We start from the raw sequence: 23,527 nt of genomic DNA on the forward strand, positions 1-23,527 counted from the left end.
CGCAGTGACGGCCAATACACCGAAGGCGTATGATATTCATGCGGATCATCTCAATACACCGAGGGTGATTACGGACGCGACAGGAACAGAAGTCTGGCGTTGGGATAGTGCGCCGTTTGGGGAGACGTTGCCGAATGAGCAGCCGCAAGGCAATCAACAAACCAAGTTCACTTTCAATCAGCGGTTTCCGGGGCAGTACTTTGATGCGGAGACGGGGCTGCACTATAACTACTTTAGGGATTATGATCCGCTATCAGGTAGATACGTTCAGTCTGATCCGATTGGATTGAGAGGTGGGATTAATACTTTTGGCTATGTGGGTGCCGATCCATTAAGTGGATTTGACCCAAAAGGACTTATTAAATGGGAAGGAACAATGCTGTTTGGTACATTTAATTTGATGAAAGGGGGGCCGGGCGGCGGAATAATTTCCGGCGGTATGTATTCGGCTGAGTTTACTCTTGTTTCGGCTTGTCTAAGAGGTCAAAAATGGATTGTGGTCGTAGGGTCAGATGGATGGGGCTTTGGTGCTGGTAGTGGTATGACGGGAAGAGGTTCTGGAGGATTGACAACAACAAATCTAGATGATGGACTTGATTATATTAATCCGTATGTTTTTAACGGGCGATTCGAATATATCACTGCTGGTGGTTTTCAATATAGCCCCTATGCTGCCTACAATCTTGGGGAAGCCGCTGGGGATGCTAGTGGGTGGGGACTATCTACAGATAAGTATGGGTTAGGTGTATATTCGGGCATGGCACGTGTGAAAAGCGCAAAAGTGGTTAAATGTGATTGTAAATAATTATTCTTTAATAATTAACGAATTGCTTGGTCATAACTAAGGTGTTTTTAAAATCGCAAGCATTTTATTTATATATGCACAGCACAATTTCATATATTACCGTTATTCTTGGATCATCTAAATGATAGAACTAAACGTTGTTACGGCAGTCCCCATAGGCTCATTTGCCGCAGCGATATGGGCGGTTGTACTTATCCGCAGATTCTTACGTTCTTCCAAATTTGATTGCCTTTCTAGTAAGCAGCGTTTGATGGTGTGGGGTGTAGCTTTATTTGTATTTCTCCCGGCATTATTTGTATCTTTTATGTGTGCAGTAGCGCTGTCAGCAATTACAGTTAAACCAGGTTCGAATCATAGAGCGCTTGCTCTTACTGTTATTTTTAGTTTAGGTATATTTGGAAGTACGATTACCTGGGCTCTGGCGAAATTTGTAGCGTTTATTATTACAAAGCGCAGAATAAACGAATAAATAGCAAAAAGAATGGGTACACCCGCGTAGCTCCGATTAACGAAGTGTAATCGGAAACATGGCTTGGGCGTACCGTTCCCGGTAGTCAAGTAGCCGAACAACATACTTGCAACACACTGCGATAAGCTCATCTACTGGAATTGGCGTACTACATTGTTCTTAATCCAGCGCGTGCCGGGATGGTTGCTTTGCCAGAGCAATGACATCGGAGTTTTATTATTTCTGCGTGCGCCATGCTTAGCGCATGTGCAGCAACCTCTACCGCAATTCCAAGGTCAAAAACTCCACACCTTGCGTCTTGGATGACACCATATTGAATTGCGACAGTGAACCCTGGCCCAACAGGGGTTTGCAGGTCTTGCATACGACTGCAGTGACTTTGCGTAATTCAAATGGGCCTACCTTCATATTGTCGATGGTGACAACACGAGCTTGTACATTTCGTCCATCAGCAGTTTGCATATTCACGAGAGGCTTTACCACCTTGTAGCTTGCTTTGGAGTCGCTAAGCATATCCTCGTTGAGCGTAGTTTTGGTGGCACCAGTGTCGACCATGAAAGCTTCTATCTTGTTGTCGCCAAGTTTAACTGGCGCGTAAAAATGCTCTTTCGTTTTTGGCAGACGCATGCTTTTTGCAGTCGCGGTGATGGTTTGTCCCTGGCGTTCCAGTGACGATTCTATGGCGATGCGTTGGCCATCAAAATAATGACCGTGGCCCTGTGCTTCCAGCGATGAATCGAAAGAAGCGAGCAGGGTCAGTGCTTCGAATTCACGTTTGCGCATGACCAGGTATTTGGCGACATCGCCGCGCACGTTGACCAGATTGGGCAGTATGGCCAGGGTTTTATAGCCCCAGTCTATGGCTTCTTCTATGCGGCCAGTTTTTGCCAGACTTTCGGAATAAGCTGCGAACAGGTCATAGGTGCCTTCACCCATGCTGATAGCTTTTTCAGCTTGAATTATGCTGGCTTCTGGTTTGTCTGCCCAATGGTAGGTGATCGCCAGACTGGCGATGGCTTTTGCATCGGTAGGACGCATTTTGATGTACTGGTTCCAGTTTTTTTCTGCGCAATCATAGCTGCGTACTTGCATGCACTTTACGGCACCATCTTTATAGGCTGAGGGTGGATAGGTTTCTGCAAAAGCGGGCAGGCTGATGGCGACACAGGCCGCGAACAGGACTTGGAATTGGTTACGCATGAGTTTATTTGTCTTTAAAAGCCCTGAAATTGGCGGCAATTGTAACATTTAAATTTTTTTGTAACAGCTGACTTTTATCAATGAAAGCGAGGCATGTCGGCCACATTGAACCTGTTTTTAATGCGGGTGAGTCAGGCACATTGAGGTCTGTGCATCAGGTTCAAGCTTCCTTCGCTTCCTGCAACGCAATCACGATAACAAACCCACCCTCAGCGTGATTGTAGATACGCAATTTGCCACCATGGCTTTTGATGATGCGGTCGACAATGGCCAAGCCCAGGCCGGAGCCATTGGCCTGGCTACGAGAGGCATCGCCGCGGGTGAAAGGGCGCAGCAGGCGGACCAGGTCCTGTTCTGCCACACCTTGTCCGTGATCGCGGAAGCTGATTTGTATGGACAGCTTCCTATCCTTGTTCTTGCGCGAGCATTGCACGTCCAGTGTGATGACGGGTGAGCCTGGGGTTTTGCCGTAACGGCAGGCGTTTTCTACTATATTGTTGAACAGGCGCCTGAGTTCAGTCAGGTTACCATTGACATAGATGTCAGGCTTGATGGCAGTGCGCAGGCGCAAGTTTTGAAAACGGAATGCTTCATCCATGACCTGTTGTATGACTTCGCTGACATTGATGCGCTCGAATTCGACTTTGTCCAGCGGTTTGGCATAGTCAAGAAATTGGCTGATGATGTCATCCATCTGCTGCAGGTCGGATTGCATGCCAGTTCTGGCATCGTCATTAAGACTGGCCATTTCAACTTCGAGTTGCATGCGTGCCAGCGGGGTACGCAAGTCATGCGAAATACCGGCCAGAATGATGGAGCGGTCAGTTTCTATCCTGACCAGATCTTCCATCATGGTATTGAAGCTGACGTTGGTTTCGCGGATTTCTTTTGGGCCCTTTTGTGGCAAAGGCGGCGGCTGCTTGCCCATGGCGACAGCGCGGGCAGCATTGCTGAGACGTGACAATGGGTCATTAATCAGCTTGGAAATGATGGCCGCACCTAGCAGCGTCAAAAACAGGGTGAGAATAGCCCAGCTGAACAACTGCTGGCCTATGGGTGGGTCCAGCCTGTCTTGTTCGAGTCTTAGCCAGTAATGATCATCTTCAATATCAAAGCTGATCCAGAATCCACTTATATTATTCAACTTGCTGGCAAAACGGGTGGTTTTGCCCAGGCCGCGCAACATCAGGGGTTTGGATTCGAGAAAGAAGGGTGTGGCTTCGGGTTCTTCGATGTGGTCGGTATCTTCCAGAAGGTAAATCTGTACACCTTCTTTATTAGCCAGGTCACGCAAGAGTTCCTGGCGTTTTTCAGGTGCAGAATGGGTGAGGGCGGCGCGGGTGATGGTGACGATGGAGACGATTTGTGCCGCCATCTGTTGTGCTCTTGGTGCTGTCTCAAGTGTGCGGAAGTTGGACATCCACGCCAGCATGCTGGCGGTGACAAGCACGGCCAGCATGAGGAAGGTGCGCCAGAACAGTCCGCTTTTTAGCCATTCCAGACTGTTGAGGTAGTCACGCATTCAAATTTTGCAAAGAAAACAATTAGGAAAGTGCAAAAGTATTTCAACTCTTAATGCGACTGACCGTCAGGGATGAACACATAGCCCAGTCCCCATACCGTTTGTATGTAGAGCGGGTTGCTGGGGTCGGGTTCTATCAGTTTGCGCAGACGTGAAATTTGTACATCCAGGCTGCGGTCAAATACTTCATATTCGCGACCGCGTGCGAGCTCCATGAGTTTTTCTCTGGAGAGTGGTTGGCGGGCATGACGGGCAAAGACTTTTAATACTGAAAACTCACCTGTGGTCAATGAGATATTGTCATTGTGCTTTTTCAGGGTGCGGGTGCCTAAATCAAGTACGAAGTCGCCAAAGGCGAAGGTTTGTGGTCCATCAGATGGTGCGCCTGGCAATTCGTCCGGCGCTTTGCGCCTGAGTACGGCATTGATGCGGGCAACAAGTTCGCGTGGGCTGAATGGTTTTGGCAGGTAATCATCCGCACCCATTTCCAGGCCAATGATACGGTCGACTTCTTCACCTTTGGCGGTCAGCATGATGATAGGTGTCTTGTCGCCAGCGCCACGCAGGCGGCGGCAGATGGCCAGACCATCTTCTCCAGGAAGCATGAGGTCAAGCACCAGCATGTCGTAGCGTTCACGTATCCAGAGTTTGTTCATGGCCTGGGCGTTTTCTGCACTAACGACCTGGAAGCCTTGTTCTGTCAGGTAACGGCGCAGCAAATCGCGCAAACGCAGGTCATCATCAACAACAAGGATTTTGGCCTTGGGGTTGCTGGTAGTGGTGTTAGTTGAGTCTGGGGTAGGGGGCGTAGTGTTCATGGGCTTAATAGTACTGTCATAGAGTGAGCTTGCAAACAAAATTAATATTCTGGATTACAAACTGTTACACACTTTACGGAATGGGACTGCGCATTTGTTGCGGCTATCGTAAACTAATTTCATACAATTTGATGCTAGCAAGCCATAGGCATTTACGCATAGAATTGCAATCCATTTATATGTTTTTGCTTGCCTCATTGTTTTGCTCGCAAGTCCATTCGTTTTCAAGTCGATGAATATACCGTACAAAAAAATTTCTGTCCTGATGTTGTCGCTGGTCGTGGCTGGCAGCGCTATGGCAGATAATAAGGGTAACGGTGGTTCGGCTCTGTGGGGACGGTTCAATAATAACAATGCGCAGCAAAAAAATGATGCAGTGCGCAAAGAAGAAAAACAGCGCGAACGGCAACTCAACAAACAAGCTGAAAAAAACAGTTTGCTTGAACGCTGCAATGACACGCGCCATATAGGTGAACGGGCTTGCGGCACTGCTGAAGATAGTAAAAAAACTGGTCGACTTACGCCAGAAGAAAAACGCGCTTTGCGCCGTCAGATTCAAGACGTCGGTCACGAATTGTACCGTCCGGCTCGCTAGTTCCTCTCCTTCCCAAATATCAGCGTCTGTTCTGCTTCATGATTTTTTGTTGCTCACGCTGCCAGTCTTTTTCTTTCTCGGTATCACGCTTGTCATGCTGCTTTTTACCTTTGGCCAGGCCGATCTGGCATTTGATACGACCCTTGGTAAAGTGCAGGTTGAGCGGCACCATGGTGTAGCCAGAACGCTCCACTTTGCCTATTAGTTTGCTAATTTCCGCCGCATTTAACAATAATTTACGTGTTCGGACAGAATCGGGATGAATGTGAGTGGATGCCGTTGGCAGGGCACCAATATGCGCGCCGAATAGGAAGATTTCGCCATTCTTGACGATGACATAGGCCTCTTTCAGCTGCGCGCGGCCTGCGCGTATGGCTTTGACTTCCCAGCCTTGCAGGACGATGCCGGCTTCGTATTGTTCCTCGATAAAATAATCGTGGAATGCTTTTTTATTATCAGCGATGCTCATGTAGGATGAAAATTGGTCAAATTAGAGTGTGGAAATGCATGAATGCATTTTGGTACTGCCTATGACTCGGTTAAAATGCGAACCTGTGATTCTACCAAATGGTTCTTCTTGATGGCAGTTGTACATAAAACAGTTTTCGTAGCTTACAGCACAGAGCAAATGTTTGCTCTGGTTGATCAAGTAGAAAATTATCCTCAATTTTTGCCTTGGTGCGGTGAGGTCAGGGTGGCTGAGCGCACTGAACATGAATTGGTTGCTACACTTTCCATCAATTATCATGGTTTAAAGCAACAATTCACGACCCGTAATAGTAATCAGCGTCCCCATTCAATTGAGATGAGTCTGGTCGAAGGGCCTTTCAAGCAATTGTCAGGTTGCTGGAAGTTCACTGAATTAAGAGTGGATGCCTGCAAAATTGAATTTGAGCTGAACTATGAATTTTCCAGCAAATTGCTTGAGCATTTGATCGGACCAGTTTTTTCCAAGATTGCCAATAGCTTTGTCGATTCTTTCTGCGCCCGTGCCGAGGCATTGTATGGCTGAACAGACTAACATGCATGTCCAGATTTGTTATGCCGGGCTGGATACAACAAGTTTGCTGGATTTGCAGGTGGCTCTTGATGCCACGGTGCTGCAAGTGATACAGCAAAGCGGCATCATGGAAATTCATCCTGATATAAATGTCGGCCTTCTCAAGGTCGGCGTTTTTGGCAAACTAAAGGCACTTGATAGCGGTTTGCATGCAGGGGACAGGATAGAAATTTACCGTCCCCTGATCGCTGACCCTATGGAAGCGCGCAGGCGCAGGGCCAAAAAACAGGCGCAAACCTGAATCTTTTTTGCTACTTGCAATCGGTCAGGGCTTTTTTCACTTCACTTGCTTCCTGTTGACGCTCGGCATCAGAGAGTATGGATCGCTCGCCATTCTTATCAGTACGGCTGAGACGCGCACCAGAATTCAGTGATTGTTGATAGTTGCGGGCTCTTTCGCAATTCTTTGCCTTATCTGCGGCGGCCGTTTTTTCTTCTTCTGCTTTCTTATCTTTTTCAGCCTGTTCAGCACGGCGCTTGTTGAAGTCCTCATTCTTGGTGGTTGTCGTTACCACCTTTTCCAGTTTGGGTGCAGGCTGGCTGGCGGAAGCTGCCTTGTCATCTGCTGTTGGCGCAGGTGCAACTTTGTTGCCACCTGGAGCTTTAAGGATCTTATCCTTAGGCACTGATTTGGGCGGCGGCATGTCTGAAAACTGCTTGTTGCCTTTTTCATCGATCCATACATATTGAGCATGTGCCACAGCGCAGAATGCGAAAGACAGCAGAAGTGCAGAGCTTAGTCGTGATATTCGTAAGATGGACATAATTTGCTTTCAAGAAAAACATGGGATTATGCAAGAGTTTTACACGGAGCAAGACGACTTCGCAAGTTTTCTGTATAATTCGGTTTTGCGCCTATAGGAAATACTATGCGTTTACTCCAAAAAGCACTCACGTTCGATGACGTGCTACTCGTCCCTGCATACTCGAACATACTCCCTAAAGATACCTCTCTTGCGACTAAATTGACTCGCAACATCAATCTGAATATCCCTTTGGTATCAGCTGCGATGGATACGGTCACTGAAGCGCGCCTGGCAATTGCCATGGCTCAAGAAGGTGGTATCGGTATTATTCACAAAAACTTGACGGCAAAAGAGCAAGCCCGCGAAGTCGCCAAGGTCAAGCGTTTTGAATCTGGCGTATTGCGTGATCCTATCACCATCCCGCCTGGCATGAAAATCCGCGAGGTCATTGCGCTGTCACAGCAACACGGCATCAGCGGTTTTCCTGTGGTTGAAGGTAAAACGGTGGTTGGTATCATTACTAACCGCGATTTGCGTTTTGAAGAAGAATTGGACGCAGAAGCCCGCGCCAAAATGACGCCACGTGAAAAGCTCGTCTACGTTAATGAAACAGCAGATCTGGCAGAAGCCAAGCGCCTGATGAACAAGCACCGTCTGGAACGTGTGCTGGTTGTCAACGAGGCATTTGAGTTGCGTGGCCTGATTACTGTCAAAGATATCCAGAAATCAACAGAGCATCCTTTTGCATCCAAAGATGATCAGGGCAAATTGCGCGTAGGCGCAGCTGTTGGCGTAGGGGTTGATAATGAAGAGCGCATCGACTTGCTGGCAAAAGCCGGTGTTGATGTCATCGTTGTTGATACTGCTCATGGTCATTCCAAAGGCGTGCTGGATCGCGTGCGTTGGGTGAAAACCAATTATCCCCATATTGAAGTCATAGGTGGCAATATTGCTACTGCTGCTGCTGCACTGGCGCTGGTTGAGCATGGTGCAGATGCAGTCAAGGTTGGTATCGGCCCCGGGTCTATTTGTACTACACGTATCGTTGCTGGTGTTGGTGTGCCGCAAATTACTGCGATTGCGAATGTGGCCAATGCGCTTAAAGGTACTGGTGTGCCTTGTATCGCTGATGGTGGCGTGCGTTTCTCTGGTGATGTCTCCAAAGCCCTGGCGGCTGGTGCCTCAACAGTCATGATGGGTAGTATGTTTGCCGGTACTGAAGAAGCACCTGGTGAAGTGATCCTGTTCCAGGGACGTAGCTATAAGTCATATCGCGGCATGGGTAGTCTTGGCGCGATGGCTGATGGTTCTGCTGACCGTTACTTCCAGGATGCTGCCAATAATGCAGATAAATTGGTGCCTGAAGGCATTGAAGGCCGTGTTCCCTACAAAGGCAGCGTTCTCGCTATCTTGTATCAACTGGTTGGCGGTGTTCGTTCTTCCATGGGTTATTGTGGTTGTGCTTCGATAGACGACTTGCATACCAAGTCTGAATTCGTTGAAATTACTTCTGCTGGTATGCGTGAATCACATGTCCATGACGTGCAAATCACTAAAGAAGCGCCAAATTACCGTGCTGACTAATGCTTGAGAAGTGCTTGAGAAGCATGGCCCGAATTGAGGATGCCTGGAGAGTGGAATGTCAACGAACTTAGATCGTTCAGGCCCAACGACAACGACACCTATCAGTTCGGGTTTTGAGCGCATGGTTTCCGAAAAGATGGAATTGCGCATAGGCCGCTTTGAACGACTTGGTATCAAGTTGTTCAAAGTAGCCAATTGCCTGGTCAGTTTCGGCAGGCTGGTACCAAGGTTTGATCATCTGGTGCATTCCATTACCAATATGGAAGCCGAGTTCTGTGATGCTATTCCACCAGTGGACGAAATCCTCGTCATACCTGACCTGCGCCTGCATGAACATCTGGGCAAGCATCCCCTGGTCGCTGGTCCTGCGTCCATGCGTTTCTTTGCTTCTCACCCCATCTTTGATCATGGCAACCAATTGATTGGCAGTGTCATCCTGATCGATTATCAGCCGCGTGATCTCGATGATGAAGAAAGACAATCTCTCGCCGATCTTGCCTCCATGGCTGAACGCGAAATGGCGTTCAGTGCACTGTATCAATCGCAACTCGAAGTCATCAAGCAAAACCGTAATCTTAAACGTGATTCACTGATTGACCCCTTGCTGGGCACCTGGAATAAATCGGCCATCATCCGTTCTTTGAAGCTGGAAATGGAGCGCTGTGCCAAAGCCATGAAACCACTGGCCTTACTGATTGCCAGCGTGGATCAGATGGAGCATTTGCGTGAATTGCATGGCATCGCCATCACCGACATGATCCTGGTGAAGACGGTTAGCCGCGTTCGTTCTTGCGTGCGTCCATTTGATGCGCTTGGGCGCTTTGGTACTGACTTGCTGTTGGTGGTATTGCCCGGTGCCTCGCATCTGGTAGTAACGGCAGTAGGGGAGCGCATACGTGCCTCTGTACTCATGCACCCAGAAAAAATGAATGACGTGGACACGCCATTAACCATCAGCGCCGGTACTGCATCGACCGATCTTTTCCCGGATGCTGAACCAGAAACTTTAATTAGCCTCGCAGAAAAAGCCCTGCTTTCCGCCAGAAATGCAGGAAACAATTGTGTTGTCCAGGCCTCGCCTGCACAACCTGACATGATAATTTGATTTATGCACTCAAAAATTCTTATCCTTGATTTTGGTTCCCAAGTCACGCAATTGATCGCCCGCCGCGTTCGTGATGCAGGTGTTTTTTCTGAAGTTCATCCATATGACGTCAGTGATGAATTCATCAAAAATTATGGCGCAGCCGGCATTATTTTGTCGGGTGGCCCCAGCAGTGTGACCGAAGGCGATACCCCACGCGCACCTATGGCTGTGTTTGAAGCCGGTGTGCCAGTACTGGGTATTTGCTACGGCATGCAAACCATGGCCGAACAACTCGGCGGCAAGGTTGAAAACGGTCATGTACGCGAATTTGGCTATGCCGAAGTTCGTGCCCGTGGCCATACTGCACTGTTCAAAGACATTAATGACTTCGTGACCTCAGAAGGCCACGGCATGCTCAAGGTGTGGATGAGTCATGGCGACAAGGTCAATGAAATGCCGCCAGGTTTTAAACTGATGGCATCTACAGACAATTGCCCTATTGCTGCCATGGCAGATGAAGAGCGCCGCTTTTATGCCGTGCAATTCCACCCTGAAGTCACACATACATTGAAGGGCGAAGCCATCATCAGTCGCTTCGTTCACGAAATTTGCGGCTGCCAATCTGACTGGAACATGCCTGACTACATCTCAGAAGCTGTCGCGTCCATACGCGCCCAGGTCGGTGATGATGAAGTCATACTTGGCTTGTCCGGCGGTGTCGACAGCAGCGTTGCTGCTGCCCTGATACACCGTGCCATAGGTGATAAACTCACTTGCGTATTCGTAGACCATGGCCTGTTGCGCCTGGATGAAGGCAAGATGGTCATGGAAATGTTTGCCAACAACCTGGGCGTCAAAGTCATCCATGTTGATGCAACTGCACAGTTCATGGGTCATCTGGCGGGTGTTTCTGATCCAGAAGCCAAGCGCAAGATCATAGGCCGCGAGTTTGTCGAAGTTTTCCAGGTTGAATCTGGCAAACTCAGCAATGCCAAATGGCTGGCACAGGGCACGATTTACCCTGATGTCATCGAAAGTGCCGGCAAGGGTAAAAAAGGTTCGCACACCATCAAGAGCCACCACAATGTCGGCGGCTTGCCGGACACACTGAACCTGAAGCTGCTGGAGCCTCTGCGCGAATTGTTCAAGGATGAAGTGCGCAAACTGGGCGTTGCCCTGGGCCTGCCGCACAGTATGGTCTATCGCCATCCTTTCCCCGGCCCGGGCTTGGGTGTACGCATCCTCGGTGAAGTGAAAAAAGAATTCGCCGATCTGCTGCGCCGTGCCGACGCCATCTTCATCGAAGAATTGCGCAACACCTTCGTTGACCCGCAAGCAGAAAAACCGCAAAGCTGGTACGACGCCACAAGCCAGGCATTCGCCGTATTCTTGCCAGTCAAGTCAGTCGGCGTCATGGGCGATGGCCGCACTTATGAATACGTCGTTGCTTTGCGCGCCGTACAAACCCAGGACTTCATGACTGCCCACTGGGCGCATCTGCCGCATGAGTTGCTGGGCAAGGTCTCTAACAGGATCATCAATGAAGTGCGCGGTATTAATCGCGTTGTCTATGACATCTCGGGCAAACCGCCTGCGACGATAGAGTGGGAGTGATTTAAGGTCCTTCAGGGTCTATCGTTAGTTATCGAAAGACAGATGTAGCGTATTGTTTTTTAAGAAATATGTCACGGAAGCTATCGATGACTATCGACTGCCAGCGGGACCGGTTGGCGGTAGGCGTCGGTAGTTCGATCACGTCCCTCCTGTTTTATTGTCGTCCAGACCAATCCGGTCTTTGACGTTAAATGTCTCCTCGAGAAAGCCTGTTCTGTGCGGATCTCCCAGCATCAGCAGCCTCCTGACTGCTGACGGTATGCGCGCGCGAAAAACTTATCGATGCCAAGAAGGCCGTAGCCCAGGGCAAGTGTCCCGCGCTAGAAAAGCAGCGCGAGAAGTGTTCTCTGACCACAGCCATGACCTTTGGTGATGGCTGGCCGGTGAACAGCGCGTGGACCATCTACAGGCTAATTTCTCGCATCGGCGTTTTGTTCGTCTCGCAGCAACAAAAGTTAAGATTGAACGACGAATGATCCATTTGGATACTGGGCACACATGAATTCCACGAAGGCCCGAACTTTGGGACTCTGCAAGCGGCGAGAGGTGTGCAGAACCCACAACTCAACTTCATTGCCGGAAATACCCCATGAGACCAATGTACCCTTTTCAAGCATGTTTCCAATGATGGATTGCGGCAACATCGCGGCCCCCGCGCCGGCAGCAATGGCATCGCGTACCATCAGCAGCGAAGACAGACGCAGGACAGGCTGTGGCTCAATGGTGAACTGACCATTGTTGACGGACCAAACATCTCCTTCGCGATAGGATGGCGTAACGACTGCCGGAACCTGAAAAGGTGTGTCTTTGGGCCCCATCGGCATCTGAACGGATGGTGCGGCAGCAAGCACCATCCTGTCTTTGGCAAAACACCTGCCAACCAAGGCGCTATCCTTCGGGGGATTAATGCGGATGGAGACATCAAAATGTTCTTCAACGAGATTGACGAGGCGATCTTCCGCCACGGCTTCAATTTGTACTTCTGGATAGTTCGTCACGAACTGTGCAGTAATCCGCCCTAGTGCCAGTTGAGAAAATAGCAGTGGTGCTGCAACACGCAAACGACCTCTCGGCGTTGCAATGCTGTCTCGCGCCGCCGCGACTGCTTCGGCAACCTCGTGCATCGGCCCCTCCGTTCTGCGCAGTAGCAAATGGCCGGCTTCTGTCAACTCCAGACGCTGGGTACCTCGCTCGATAAGCCGAATGCCCAGTGCCTCCTCAAGATCGGCGACACGCCGTGACAGGGTGGCCTTGGACCGGCCGCTGGCGCGGCTGGCCTTTCCAAAACCGCCGTGAGTTGCCACTAGCTGAAAGTCCCCAAGGGCATTTAGATCCATAGCGTCTCAATTTTGATACGATAAGTCTCAATTTTAGAGTCTTTTCATGAAATATGAAACACATTATTGTGAGGTCTTACTCAACCACACATCAAAGGTGTTTCTTATGAATAGCATTCGTGCATTGGTACTTAACGAATACGGTGGCCCCGACGCCCTCAAGGTTTCGTCAGTCGCGCCGCCGGTGGCCGGGGCAGGGCAAGTGCTCGTTCGTGTCCATGCTGCCGGCGTCAATGGACTGGACTGGAAGCTGCGTGAAGGCTATCTCCAGAAGGCTTTTCCGTTGCAATTACCGACCGTTCTGGGCATCGAACTCGCTGGCGTCGTCGAAGCGGTGGGCGCGGGTGTTAATCGGCTGCGCGTAGGTGACCGTGTCATGGGGGCGATCGGTGGCTTGGGCGCTTATGCCGACCTGGTGGCGGTGAATGAGGCCAATCTCAGTCTGGTGCCCGACGCGTTGAACTTCGTGGAAGCAGCCGCTTTGCCCATCGCTTCAGTCGCTGCGTGGAAAAGCCTCCATTTTGTTAGTCCCGTTCATGCCGGACAGCGCATTTTGATTCACGGCGCGGCCGGCGGTCTGGGCGGTTTCGCGGTGCAGTACGCACATCAGGCTGGCGCCGTGGTGTATGCCACAGTCCGGAGCAATAACATCGACTATGTTCGTGGTCTTGGTGCAGATCACGTCGTCGCCTATGACCAGCAACAGTTCGAAAACCTGGTGAGCGATATTGATCTCGTGCTCGACTATGCTGGTGGCGAAGTGCTGAGTCGCTCGTGGGCCGTGCTCGCCAAAAATGGCACCATTGTCAGTACTGCGTCTCCCGATATTGTGGCAAACACCCCTGTGGGTCGTCGCGGTCTCTGGTTCCAGAACACGCCGGATGCAGCAAGGTTGCAAGCGATTGCCGAGGACGTGTCACACGGTCGCTTGCAGTCCAGGGTCAGCGCTGTTGTGCGCCTTGACGAACTGCCCGCGGCAATCGAACGCTACCGAACGCATCCACACATCGGCAAGACCGTAGTGACGCTTTTCGACTAAATCAACGTTTCAAAGGGCATTGACCATGAGCATAACTTGCTCCAGTCACGCCTGCGATGAGTTGCTCGGCAGATGTTAAGAGATCAACCGTAGCTTCTTAATTTAATAAAAAATTCATACTCCAACGAAGGATTATCATCATGACCATACTCGTAACCGGATCTACCGGCGCTGTCGGCCGTCAAGTTGTAGAACAACTCGTCAAGCGCGGTGCCGATGTGCGCGCTCTTGTCCGCGACCCGGCGAAGGCCAACTTCCCGGCTGGCGTTGGTATCGTCCAAGGCGACATGCTGGATGTCGACTCACTGCTTAGCGCTTTCTCAGGCGTTTCGACGCTGTTCCTGCTCAACGCCGTGGTGCCCGACGAATACACCCAGGCACTGATCGTGCTGAACGTCGCCCGTGAGGCCGGCATAGAGCGGATCGTCTACTTGTCGGTTATTCATAGCGATCGCTACCTGAACGTACCGCACTTTTCGGGCAAGTTCGGCGTTGAGCGGATGATCGAGCAGATGGGGCTCAACGCCACCATCCTGCGTCCAGCCTACTTCATGAATAACGATCTCACGGTCAAGGACGTGGTGACCGGATACGGCATCTATCCCATGCCGATCGGCAGCAAGGGCCTGGCGATGGTCGATACGCAAGACATTGCCGAGGTTGCGGCAATTGAACTCATCCGTCGCGAACATGCTGCTGTTCCGCTTCCCATCGACCGCATCAACCTTGTCGGTCCCGACACGCTGACCGGCGCGGATGTTGCCGCGATCTGGACGGAAGTCCTGGGGCGCCCGATTACCTATCCAGGTGATGACACCGCCGGGTTCGAGGCGAATCTCCGGCAGTTCATGCCGAGCTGGATGGCTTTCGACATGCGCTTGATGAGCGAGCGTTTCCTCACCGAGGGAATGATCCCCGAGGCTGGTGACGTCGAGCGCCTAACCGCACTTTTAGGCCGTCCCCTGCGTTCCTATCGCGACTTCGCCTCCGAAATAGCGGCTTCAGCCTGACCGTCTAGCGACACCAAGAACCACGACAGTGAACATGCAAGGCGGGCAGGCGTAGTTCGGTAGCGACAAGGGTTGCAAGACTTCATGTCAACGCAGAAACGCACTCGCTAACGGCACGCTCCGAAAACGGGTGTTCCCCTTTTCTCCAAATAATGTATCCAAGGAAATATGAAATGAATAATATCTGGTCCCCCATTAACGTCGGCACCATGCAACTGCCTCATCGACTTGCCATGGCCCCGATGACCCGCAGCCGGGCGAAGCCTGACGGAACTCCTAGTGATTTGGCGCCGGAATATTACGCCCAGCGCGCTACCATGGGCCTTCTGATCACCGAGGGCACCCAGCCCTCCGACGACGGGCAGGGCTATCTTGCCACGCCCGGCATCTACACCGACGAACATGTCGCCGGTTGGCGCAAGGTTACGGATGCGGTTCATGCCGCCGGCGGCCGCGTGTTCGTGCAACTGATGCATGTGGGACGAATATCGCACCCGGAGAACACGCCGCATCGTCGGCAACCTGTCGCGCCTTCGGCGATCGTACCCGGGGTGGACATGTTCACGATGAAAGGCACGCAGGCCATTCCCGAGCCGCGCGAACTGACGAATGCCGAAGTCAAGCGAACCATAGCCGACTTCGCTCATGCTGCCGCACGCGCTATCGAAGCGGGCGCGGATGGCGTGGAAATACACGGGGCGAATGGATATCTGGTACACCAGTTCCTCGCTCCCGATGCCAATCAGCGCTCCGATGAGTACGGCGGTTCTATGGAAAACCGTGCGCGCTTTGCAATTGAAGTAGTTCGCGCGGTCGCTGATGCCATTGGTCCCGAGAAGACCGCTATCCGCGTATCGCCAGGAGCACTCACCGGCGGTATCGCCGAGGGAAGGAATAATGATAATCTTTACCGCTACCTCGCGGCTGAGTTCGCCAAAATGGGTATTGCTTACCTGCATGTCCTCCATGCGGGCAACGAGGCGCTCCTGGCGGACATCCGCAAGTTGTTCGGCGGCGTGTTGATCGTAAACCGTCCAGGTCGCAAGCGCGAGCAGATTGGCTCGGACGTGGCCGGAAGCCTTGCCGATATGGAGTCTCTAGGTGTAATGGCGCTGGCCAATCCGGACCTCGTCGTGCGTTTGAAAACGGACGCGTCGTTTAACGAGGTGCGGTCGCAACTGTTCTATGCGGGCGGTGGCACGGAAGGCTACATCGACTATCCCACTGCCGAACCCGCTTAACGGTCCGGAGGGTGCACGCGGGCATGCTCCTTGGAGAGCGCCTGGTCTGATACGACGCCACCAGTCAGGCATTCGCGGTATTTTTGCCAGTCAAATCTGTAGGCGTCATGGGCGATGGCCGTACCTACGAATGCGTGGATGCTTTACGTGCCGTACAAACCCAGGACTTCATGACAACCCACTGGGCACATTTGCCACATGAACTGCTGGGCAAGGTATCCAACCGTATCATCAATGAAATGCGTGGCATTAACCGCGTAGTCTATGACATCTCGGGCAAGCCGCCTGCGACGATAGAATGGGAATGATTTCAGGTCTGGCAATAGCAGGCAACTGAAGGCACGAAACACTTTTAAAGCCCGCGTCATTGCGGGCTTTTTTTTGCATTTTTGACCAACGCCACCTGGAGTAAGATTAATTTTACTGATCGCGTTTGGACCATAGTTAAAGAAGCGCATGAAAAGACGTAATCCGCACCTGGTCTTTCTGTCTAACCAGATAATGGATATTCTTATCGCTCTCAAAACATTCTCTGGTGGTTCAGGTTATGTTCTTCCGTCTCGCTATGATTCTGACGCAACTATGAGTCAGGCCACGCTTAACCATGTGTTGTCGTTGACATATATGCTGGCGCAGAAGGATGGCAAAGACTTGCAAAATTTGGCACGCAACAAAGCTGAGTACCGTGAACAGCACACGGCTATGTTGCAGGATTGGGCAGATATGATTGACGGGTGGACAAGGAAGTAAATTAGGTGTATTGCATTATTTGCATTGCTCAACTACGTTAAATTTCATAACAAAGTTTGCATGTAAAAACATTGAAATAGGAATTGCTCATATGGAATTTGTTGATATCTACCCTTCACTTACCATCACTGGAATGTTTGCTGGTGCGCTATGGTTGTGCAAAGACGTTATTTCTACGCGACTTAAAAAAAGTGTAGAGTATGAATTTAACAAGAAGATCGAAACTGTTCGCTCTCAAATTCGGGATAGTGAAGAGCGGCTTAAGGCTGAGATTCGTATAAAAGAAGTCGAAATTGCAGCGTTGAGAAGTGGTGCATTGTCAGCATTGGCAAGTCGACAGATTGCACTAGACAAGAGACGACTCGAAGCTGTTGATCAACTTTGGGAATCGGTTACGGCACTTGCGCCTGCTCGCGGCTTAGTCGGATTACTTTCGACTATTTCATTTGAAAAAGCCGCTAATGAAACTGAGCGAGATCCCAAAGCGAAAGAAGCAATTGCTATGATGGGCAATACTTTTGATTTATCAAAACTAAATTCTAGCGGAGCGTCAAAAGCACGACCATTTCTAACTCCAATGGTATGGGCAACATATTCAGCTTTGCTTGCGGTGGTTACTCATTCCACAATGCTTTGGTTTATGCTAAAGAGCGGTCATGGAAATAAAGATTTTACAGATAATGAGGCTGTTTTTAAACTTATAAAGGTGGCTTTACCTCATTATTCAAACTACATAGATGAATTTGGATCAAGTGTGTACCATTACGTTTTACAAGCGCTTGATGACCAATTGCTTTTGGAAATTCAAATCATGCTTTCTGGTGAGGAGATCGATAGAGCGAGCATTGATAGGGCTGCTGAGATACTCAAGCAATCCAATATAGTGAGTTCTAAAATTACAGATATAAATGCAGGCTAATTTTTTTGCGTTATAACGGGCAAGATCTGCGAAAAATAATATTGCCTTTGACTTCAAAATTTCCTCTACTCATTACAACCAATTTGTATTTCAATCAAGATGAGGTGGTCGCCTAAAATCGAATCGTGTGATTCATAGACATCATTTCAACTAAAATGATGCAATGAATGACGAAATCCGAAAACGGCTTTTTAAATAGAATGAACATAGCGGTGCAGGTTTTCAATAATTGGCTCTTGCTGAGGATGGGTAGAAATTGAAATTAGAAAAATTAGAACAAACAGTGAAAAATCACACTGGGATATTTAATTGTGTGCAAATACATGATGAGGAGAATGCGAAGACAGTATCGTTTCAGCATGAACATACTTCTCCTATTTTCTCTGAAGAAATTCCCGTTTTTGGCAAATTGCGCGATTTCTATGAAACATTTGGTAGCTTGCTGCTTTATTCTTGTACAAAAAGCGATGAAGCTGCTGCCTATATAGGTGCTCCAGGTGAATGGGAGTCTCTGCGGGCCGGTTTTAATGATTGGACAGACGGCTTATGTGAAGAGGAGAGAAGAGATTATTTGCCTGAATGGGTGAATACTTGCATAGTAGTTGGTGAAATACCAAGAACCGGCAATTACTTATTGATGGCAACTAATGGTGCTGAGACTGGACGTATCTTTGAATTTGAGCATGATGGATTTGAATTTATCGAACACGCACAAGATATCGAAGAATATGTCTATAAAATGCTCAGGCCTGACGGATCTACCTTGGTAGGTATTGCTTCCCATATGCGCTTTATCGAGGGTGATAGTAGAAGTCAGTGGTGGATTAAGGAGTTGGTGACCAATGACGGCTATGTTGTGACCACAGAAAAATAGGGTATTTATAAAAAAGTGCCTGTCAGGTATGGTTGAGATGAATAAAGCCCGTAATGTGAGCTTCATGTCTTGTCGTTTGATTACTTTTTCGATGATGGCGATCAATTTTGTCCCAGAAGAATAGTGGTCTTGATCAAAGCAGCTAATTCTGATCGCGGCGCCATGATATTATGTGCGCCTTTTGTGTTTTAAAAACAAAATTCATATACTGTCTTTATCCGCAGTAAGCATTTGCGACATACTAAATCCGGGTAAGCTCACTTTGGCAGCCCGTGAGTCGCTATTAAATAACCAAGTGGGAATAAGACGTGACTTATAGCGTCAAAGAAATTTTTTACACTCTACAGGGCGAGGGCAATCATGCCGGACGCCCGGCGGTGTTTTGCCGTTTTTCTGGCTGCAATTTGTGGTCGGGGCGGGAAGAAGACAGGGCGACTGCGGTTTGCCAGTTTTGTGATACCGATTTTGTTGGTACAGACGGCGAGGGTGGTGGCAAGTTCAAGCAGGCCGAAGCGCTGGCTGCGACGATCAACGCTTTGTGGCCATTGTCCTATACTGCAAGCAAGTATGTGGTGTTTACCGGTGGCGAACCCTTGTTGCAACTTGATGCGGCCTTGATTGAAGCAATGCACGCAGCGGGTTTTGAGATCGCCATAGAAACCAATGGCACTTTGCCCGTGCCTTCAGGCGTGGACTGGATTTGTGTCAGCCCAAAAATGGGTTCAGAACTGGTCGTGCGCAAGGGTAGTGAGCTCAAGGTGGTTATCCCCCAGTTTGGTCAGGATATGGCGGCATATGCAAATCTTGATTTTGAACATTACTTTGTACAAGCCATGGATGGCCCTTTAAGAGACGATAATTTGCGTCTCGCAATTGAATTCTGCAAACAGCATCCACAATGGAAGCTGAGTTTGCAAACCCATAAACTATTACAGATTCCTTGAGTTTTCATGTTAACGATTACCAGAAAGTTGGAGTTCGATGCAGGTCATCGCATTCCCGATCACGGCAGCCAGTGTCGCAATTTGCACGGTCACCGCTATACCTTGCAAATTACCTTGACCGGTGATGTCGTCCAGAAGGATGGCGAGTCGGATAACGGCATGATCATGGATTTTGGTGATATCAAGGCGCTGGCCAATGAACATCTGGTGAATCTGTGGGATCATTCCTTCATCGTCTACGAGAAGGATTACATCATCAAGAATTTCCTGGAGAAGCTGCCAGGTCACAAGACTGTGGTGATTGACCGTGTACCGACGGTGGAAAATCTGGCCAAGATCGCTTTTGATATTTTGAAGGTGGTCTATCACGGCAGGTTTGGCCGTACCCTGGAATTGACCAAGGTTACCCTCTATGAAACCCCGAATTGCTGGGCAGAGATAGACGGATAATGGCTGAAGAGCAAAATCTGCCACCGCAAGGTGATCAGAACCAGCAGAGCCTGCGTGATATCCAGTTCATGCAGGCGGCCTACCAGCAAGCCTTGCTGGCCAGAAATGAAGGCGAAGTGCCGGTTGGTGCTGTAGTCGTCAAGGATGGCGTGATCATCGCCAGCGGCTATAACCGCCCCATAGGTAAACACGACCCCACTGCCCATGCCGAAATCATGGCCCTGCGCGCAGCCGCTGAGTTAATCGGCAATTACCGACTGCCCGGATGTGAACTCTACGTTACCCTTGAACCTTGCATGATGTGCGCCGGAGCAATGATGCACGCCAGGCTGGCGCGCGTCATTTATGCTGCCAGCGACCCCAAGACTGGTGTGGCAGGTTCTTTGCTGAATGTATTCGAGAACGGGCAATTGAATCACCACACGCAAGTGACCGGTGGCGTATTTGCAGACGAATGTAGTAGTTTGCTGAAAGATTTTTTTGCCAACCGGCGTGCTGCTGCGGCACAAAAGAAACTGGTTGCTAACACTAACAGCAGTACCTTTCCCACACAAGACTGAAATACACCATGCCTGAGCAAAGCACGCAAACCGGAATCGCCATCATAGCCCCTAGCGGTGCTCCTTTGGATGACAGCCTGATTGAACGTGGTTTGCAGCGTTTGGCTGGGCAAGATTTTAAGGTGCACAGCTATTATGAAGCTGATGCCAAATTCCAGCGCTTTGGAGCAACTGACGTCGAACGTGCCAGGCAAATTCATGGGGCTGCGAAAAATCCTGATGTGCAGATAGTCATGGCCTTGCGTGGTAGCTATGGCATGTCAAGACTGATGCCATTGATTGATTTTGACTTGTTGGCGAATAGTGGCAAGTGCTTTGTCGGTTATAGTGATTTCACTTTGGTTCATCTGGCAATGCTGGCGCGTGGCCGCACAAGTATTGCCGGCCCCATGCTGTGTGATGATTACATACGTGAGCAGCCTGTTGAATATACGCTGCAGCAATTCAAGGCTTGTGTCAGCAATACTACGCATACCGTTGAGTTTGAAACTGAAGCGGGCCACGAACTGCATGCGCAGGGAAAATTATGGGGCGGCAATCTTGCCATGCTGACGCATGCAATCGGCACGCCGTATTGGTCAGAAGTTGAAAGTGGCATATTGTTCCTGGAAGATATAGGCGAGCACCCATACCGCCTAGAGCGCATGCTGCTGCAATTGCATTTTGCTGGCGTTCTTAATAAGCAAAAAGCCATCGTACTTGGAAATTTTTCTGCTTATAAACTGGCAGAGCATGATAACGGCTATGACTTCAATACCATGCTTGCTTACATTCGTAGCTTGATTGATGTGCCGGTCATTACTGGTTTGCCGTTTGGCCACATCTCCACCCGTGCCAGCCTGGTGGTTGGTAGTGAAGCAAAATTAGATGTGTTAGAGGGGCGGGCGAGTTTGGTGATGAGCTATTCCTTGTAATCTTCAGATATAAAAAAAGCCCACCCGTCAATTTGACGGGTGGGCTTTTTGTTTAGTGTTTCTTAGTGCTTAATACTTAATCGGCTGCATAGATATCATTGTCTTTGGTTTCTTTAACAAAGAAGAAGCCAATCACTGCAGTGACGCTTGCAATGATAATTGGATACCATAGTCCATAATAAATATCACCTTTCGATGCCACCATGGCGACGGCAAAGAATGGCAGCAGGCCGCCGAACCAGCCATTCCCGATATGGTAAGGCAGTGACATCGATGTGTAACGGATGCGTGTCGGGAACATTTCCACCAGCATGGCAGCAATTGGTCCATATACCATCGTCACATAGATCACCAGAACGGTCAGTAATAACACTACCATCACGTAGTTGATTTGATCGCTGTCAGCTTTCTCAGGATAACCCGCGGCCTTAATCGCTGCAGCCAATTCTTTAGACAAGGCCTTGTCTTTTGCAGTTGCATCTGCAGCTGGCATGCCCTTGGATATAAAGGACTCAATGACAGTATCACCAACCTTGACGGATGCAATCGTGCCAGCAGGTGCTTCTACATTGGTATAGTTGACCGATGATGCTGCCAATTTTGCTTTGATAATGTCGCAGGAAGACGTGAATTTCTTGGTGCCGGTAGGATTGAACTGGAATTGGCAATCAGCAGGATCTGCTGTGACAACAACTGGAGAGTTTTTAAGTGCTTTTTCCAACGTTGGATTGGCAAAATGTGTAATGGCGCCAAAAAGAGGGAAGTAAGTGGCTGCCGCAATAACACATCCAGCCAAAATGATTGGCTTTCTGCCTATCTTGTCGGACAGTGTCCCAAAAACGATGAAGAATGGCGTGCCAATCAACAGGGCTGCGCCCACCATCATGTTGGCCAGGGGACCATCAACTTTCAATACTTTTTCCAGGAAAATCAAGGCATAGAATTGCCCGGTATACCAGACGACAGCTTGTCCAGCGGTGAGACCCAGCAAAGCCAGAATAACAATCTTCAGATTTTTCCATTGACCAAAAGATTCTGTCAGAGGAGCTTTTGACGTTTTGCCTTCTGCTTTCATTTTTGCAAAAGCAGGCGACTCATTCATGGACAAGCGTATCCATACGGAAATCGCCAGCAAGAAAACAGATACGAGGAAAGGAAAGCGCCATCCAAATGAGGCAAAGTCTGCTTCACCCATCATCTTACGAATGCTCAGGATCACCACTAAGGACAGGAACAAGCCCAATGTAGCCGTTGTCTGTATCCATGCAGTGTAGGCACCACGTTTGCCGTTGGGGGCATGTTCAGCAACATAGGTGGCAGCGCCGCCGTATTCGCCACCCAGAGCCAGACCTTGCAGTACGCGCAGCAATACCAGGATGATAGGTGCAGCTACACCAATTGTTTCAAAATTTGGCAATAAGCCTACGCAAAATGTAGAGCCACCCATGATCAGGATAGTTACCAGGAAGGTGTACTTGCGACCTATCATATCGCCCAGGCGACCAAAGACGAGGGCGCCGAAAGGACGAACGATAAAGCCAGCTGCAAAGGCGAGCAGGGCGAGAATAAAGCCCGTATTTGGGTCTGTACCTTTAAAAAATTGTTGTCCTATGATGGATGCAAGTGCTCCATATAGATAAAAATCGTACCATTCAAAGACGGTTCCCAGCGAAGAAGCAAAAATAACCTTGCGTTCTTCGGATGTCATGCCGCCTGACGTTGCGATAGGTGCTGTCGCCATGCTTGTCTCCTGTTTTAAGTATATTTTAAGTATGCCAAAAAAATGGTCAGAAACACACAATCACATTTCCGACATAATTTTTATTGCAAGCAAAGTGTGCAAGCTGAAACTTACGGCTTGCTTGCTCGAAACTTACAGAAACTTACAAAAGAGTTATCCTGAATATGTAAAGAAGAGCAATATTGAAGAGTGGCATGAGATGAAATAAATTTACGAACGGTCGTACTAAAATGTGATATTCTAGTTTT

The 23,527-nt window shown here is 49.4% G+C and carries 24 protein-coding genes and 2 pseudogenes; 19 read left to right on the forward strand and 7 right to left on the reverse strand.

Features of this window, described 5'->3' with window-relative positions; translation table 11 throughout:
* On the forward strand, positions 1–805 hold an 805-nt coding region (locus ACO0LD_RS27030), incomplete at its 5' end, for an RHS repeat-associated core domain-containing protein (RefSeq protein WP_423011804.1).
* Between the two features lie 121 nt (positions 806–926).
* Positions 927–1,274, forward strand: coding sequence for a hypothetical protein (locus ACO0LD_RS27035; protein ID WP_423011806.1), 348 nt, complete (start codon positions 927–929; stop codon positions 1,272–1,274).
* Between the two features lie 258 nt (positions 1,275–1,532).
* On the opposite strand, the gene ACO0LD_RS27040 is transcribed toward ACO0LD_RS27035, so the two are convergent.
* From ACO0LD_RS27040 to ompR, 3 genes are all read right to left on the reverse strand, one after another.
* Entirely contained in the window at positions 1,533–2,474 is a 942-nt protein-coding gene (locus ACO0LD_RS27040) for a retroviral-like aspartic protease family protein (RefSeq protein ID WP_423011808.1), read from the reverse strand.
* A 160-nt stretch (positions 2,475–2,634) separates the two neighbouring features.
* Positions 2,635–3,996, reverse strand: a complete 1,362-nt coding sequence (locus ACO0LD_RS27045) for an ATP-binding protein (RefSeq protein ID WP_423011810.1) — start codon at positions 3,994–3,996, stop codon at positions 2,635–2,637.
* A gap of 50 nt (positions 3,997–4,046) precedes the next feature.
* The gene (gene ompR / locus ACO0LD_RS27050) at positions 4,047–4,814 is read right to left on the reverse strand and encodes a two-component system response regulator OmpR (protein ID WP_423011812.1); all 768 of its coding nucleotides are present in this window, start codon (positions 4,812–4,814) and stop codon (positions 4,047–4,049) included.
* Positions 4,815–5,046: 232 nt separating this feature from the next.
* On the opposite strand from ompR, the gene ACO0LD_RS27055 reads away from it, so the two are divergent.
* The gene (locus tag ACO0LD_RS27055) at positions 5,047–5,409 is read left to right on the forward strand and encodes a hypothetical protein (protein ID WP_423011814.1); all 363 of its coding nucleotides are present in this window, start codon (positions 5,047–5,049) and stop codon (positions 5,407–5,409) included.
* Positions 5,410–5,428: 19 nt separating this feature from the next.
* Here ACO0LD_RS27055 and smpB read toward each other — a convergent pair whose 3' ends face one another.
* Positions 5,429–5,878, reverse strand: a complete 450-nt coding sequence (smpB, locus tag ACO0LD_RS27060; protein WP_110253677.1) for an SsrA-binding protein SmpB — start codon at positions 5,876–5,878, stop codon at positions 5,429–5,431.
* A gap of 111 nt (positions 5,879–5,989) precedes the next feature.
* Here smpB and ACO0LD_RS27065 point away from each other — a divergent pair, with 111 nt between their 5' ends.
* The gene (locus tag ACO0LD_RS27065; protein WP_423011961.1) at positions 5,990–6,421 is read left to right on the forward strand and encodes a type II toxin-antitoxin system RatA family toxin; all 432 of its coding nucleotides are present in this window, start codon (positions 5,990–5,992) and stop codon (positions 6,419–6,421) included.
* Positions 6,414–6,710 (forward strand): RnfH family protein, encoded by a 297-nt coding sequence (locus tag ACO0LD_RS27070; RefSeq protein ID WP_423011817.1) that lies wholly within the window; start codon positions 6,414–6,416, stop codon positions 6,708–6,710. Before ACO0LD_RS27065 ends, ACO0LD_RS27070 begins: the two co-directional genes overlap by 8 nt.
* 10 nt (positions 6,711–6,720) lie before the next feature.
* Here ACO0LD_RS27070 and ACO0LD_RS27075 read toward each other — a convergent pair whose 3' ends face one another.
* Entirely contained in the window at positions 6,721–7,233 is a 513-nt protein-coding gene (locus ACO0LD_RS27075) for a DUF4124 domain-containing protein (RefSeq protein WP_423011819.1), read from the reverse strand.
* 105 nt (positions 7,234–7,338) lie between these two features.
* Here ACO0LD_RS27075 and guaB point away from each other — a divergent pair, with 105 nt between their 5' ends.
* The 3 genes from guaB to guaA are packed head-to-tail and all read left to right on the forward strand — an operon-like array spanning position 7,339 to position 11,500.
* Positions 7,339–8,799 (forward strand): IMP dehydrogenase, encoded by a 1,461-nt coding sequence (guaB, locus tag ACO0LD_RS27080; RefSeq protein ID WP_423011821.1) that lies wholly within the window; start codon positions 7,339–7,341, stop codon positions 8,797–8,799.
* Between the two features lie 55 nt (positions 8,800–8,854).
* Positions 8,855–9,904: a GGDEF domain-containing protein gene (locus ACO0LD_RS27085; RefSeq protein WP_423011823.1), complete on the forward strand. Its 1,050-nt coding sequence runs from the start codon at positions 8,855–8,857 to the stop codon at positions 9,902–9,904.
* Positions 9,905–9,907: 3 nt separating this feature from the next.
* A complete protein-coding gene (guaA, locus tag ACO0LD_RS27090; protein ID WP_423011825.1) occupies positions 9,908–11,500 on the forward strand; it encodes a glutamine-hydrolyzing GMP synthase in 1,593 nt (530 codons plus the stop codon).
* Between the two features lie 455 nt (positions 11,501–11,955).
* Here the strand turns inward: guaA and ACO0LD_RS27095 are convergent, their stop codons facing one another.
* Positions 11,956–12,837: a LysR family transcriptional regulator gene (locus tag ACO0LD_RS27095; RefSeq protein WP_423011827.1), complete on the reverse strand. Its 882-nt coding sequence runs from the start codon at positions 12,835–12,837 to the stop codon at positions 11,956–11,958.
* Positions 12,838–12,943: 106 nt separating this feature from the next.
* Here ACO0LD_RS27095 and ACO0LD_RS27100 point away from each other — a divergent pair, with 106 nt between their 5' ends.
* The 11 genes and pseudogenes from ACO0LD_RS27100 to ACO0LD_RS27150 all read left to right on the forward strand — a co-directional run bounded on the left by ACO0LD_RS27100 (position 12,944) and on the right by ACO0LD_RS27150 (position 21,538).
* Positions 12,944–13,876: an NADP-dependent oxidoreductase gene (locus ACO0LD_RS27100; RefSeq protein WP_423011829.1), complete on the forward strand. Its 933-nt coding sequence runs from the start codon at positions 12,944–12,946 to the stop codon at positions 13,874–13,876.
* Between the two features lie 140 nt (positions 13,877–14,016).
* On the forward strand, positions 14,017–14,886 hold the full coding sequence (locus ACO0LD_RS27105; RefSeq protein WP_423011831.1) for an SDR family oxidoreductase: 870 nt from the start codon (positions 14,017–14,019) through the stop codon (positions 14,884–14,886).
* A 173-nt stretch (positions 14,887–15,059) separates the two neighbouring features.
* On the forward strand, positions 15,060–16,127 hold the full coding sequence (locus ACO0LD_RS27110; protein WP_423011833.1) for an alkene reductase: 1,068 nt from the start codon (positions 15,060–15,062) through the stop codon (positions 16,125–16,127).
* Positions 16,128–16,177: 50 nt separating this feature from the next.
* Positions 16,178–16,435, forward strand: a pseudogene (locus ACO0LD_RS27115) (GMP synthase (glutamine-hydrolyzing)); the annotation flags it as partial.
* A gap of 81 nt (positions 16,436–16,516) precedes the next feature.
* Positions 16,517–16,877, forward strand: a pseudogene (locus ACO0LD_RS27120) (tyrosine-type recombinase/integrase); the annotation flags it as partial.
* Complete coding sequence (locus ACO0LD_RS27125) at positions 16,855–17,796, forward strand: hypothetical protein (protein WP_423011835.1); 942 nt, start codon at positions 16,855–16,857, stop codon at positions 17,794–17,796. The pseudogene ACO0LD_RS27120 and the gene ACO0LD_RS27125, both read left to right, overlap by 23 nt.
* A 256-nt stretch (positions 17,797–18,052) precedes the next feature.
* Complete coding sequence (locus ACO0LD_RS27130; protein WP_423011837.1) at positions 18,053–18,670, forward strand: hypothetical protein; 618 nt, start codon at positions 18,053–18,055, stop codon at positions 18,668–18,670.
* Between the two features lie 308 nt (positions 18,671–18,978).
* Positions 18,979–19,614: a 7-carboxy-7-deazaguanine synthase gene (gene queE, locus ACO0LD_RS27135; protein ID WP_423011839.1), complete on the forward strand. Its 636-nt coding sequence runs from the start codon at positions 18,979–18,981 to the stop codon at positions 19,612–19,614.
* A 6-nt stretch (positions 19,615–19,620) separates the two neighbouring features.
* Complete coding sequence (gene queD, locus ACO0LD_RS27140) at positions 19,621–20,064, forward strand: 6-carboxytetrahydropterin synthase QueD (protein WP_422941532.1); 444 nt, start codon at positions 19,621–19,623, stop codon at positions 20,062–20,064.
* Positions 20,064–20,624 (forward strand): tRNA adenosine(34) deaminase TadA, encoded by a 561-nt coding sequence (gene tadA / locus ACO0LD_RS27145; RefSeq protein WP_423011841.1) that lies wholly within the window; start codon positions 20,064–20,066, stop codon positions 20,622–20,624. The genes queD and tadA overlap by 1 nt, the downstream gene beginning before the upstream one ends.
* Positions 20,625–20,632: 8 nt before the next feature.
* A complete protein-coding gene (locus ACO0LD_RS27150) occupies positions 20,633–21,538 on the forward strand; it encodes an LD-carboxypeptidase (protein ID WP_423011843.1) in 906 nt (301 codons plus the stop codon).
* 76 nt (positions 21,539–21,614) lie between these two features.
* On the opposite strand, the gene ACO0LD_RS27155 is transcribed toward ACO0LD_RS27150, so the two are convergent.
* Entirely contained in the window at positions 21,615–23,279 is a 1,665-nt protein-coding gene (locus ACO0LD_RS27155; protein ID WP_423011845.1) for an MFS transporter, read from the reverse strand.
* Positions 23,280–23,527 lie beyond the last annotated feature (248 nt).

The sequence above is a fragment of the Undibacterium sp. Ji83W genome, from assembly GCF_049340385.1.
Lineage (GTDB): Bacteria > Pseudomonadota > Gammaproteobacteria > Burkholderiales > Burkholderiaceae_D > Undibacterium.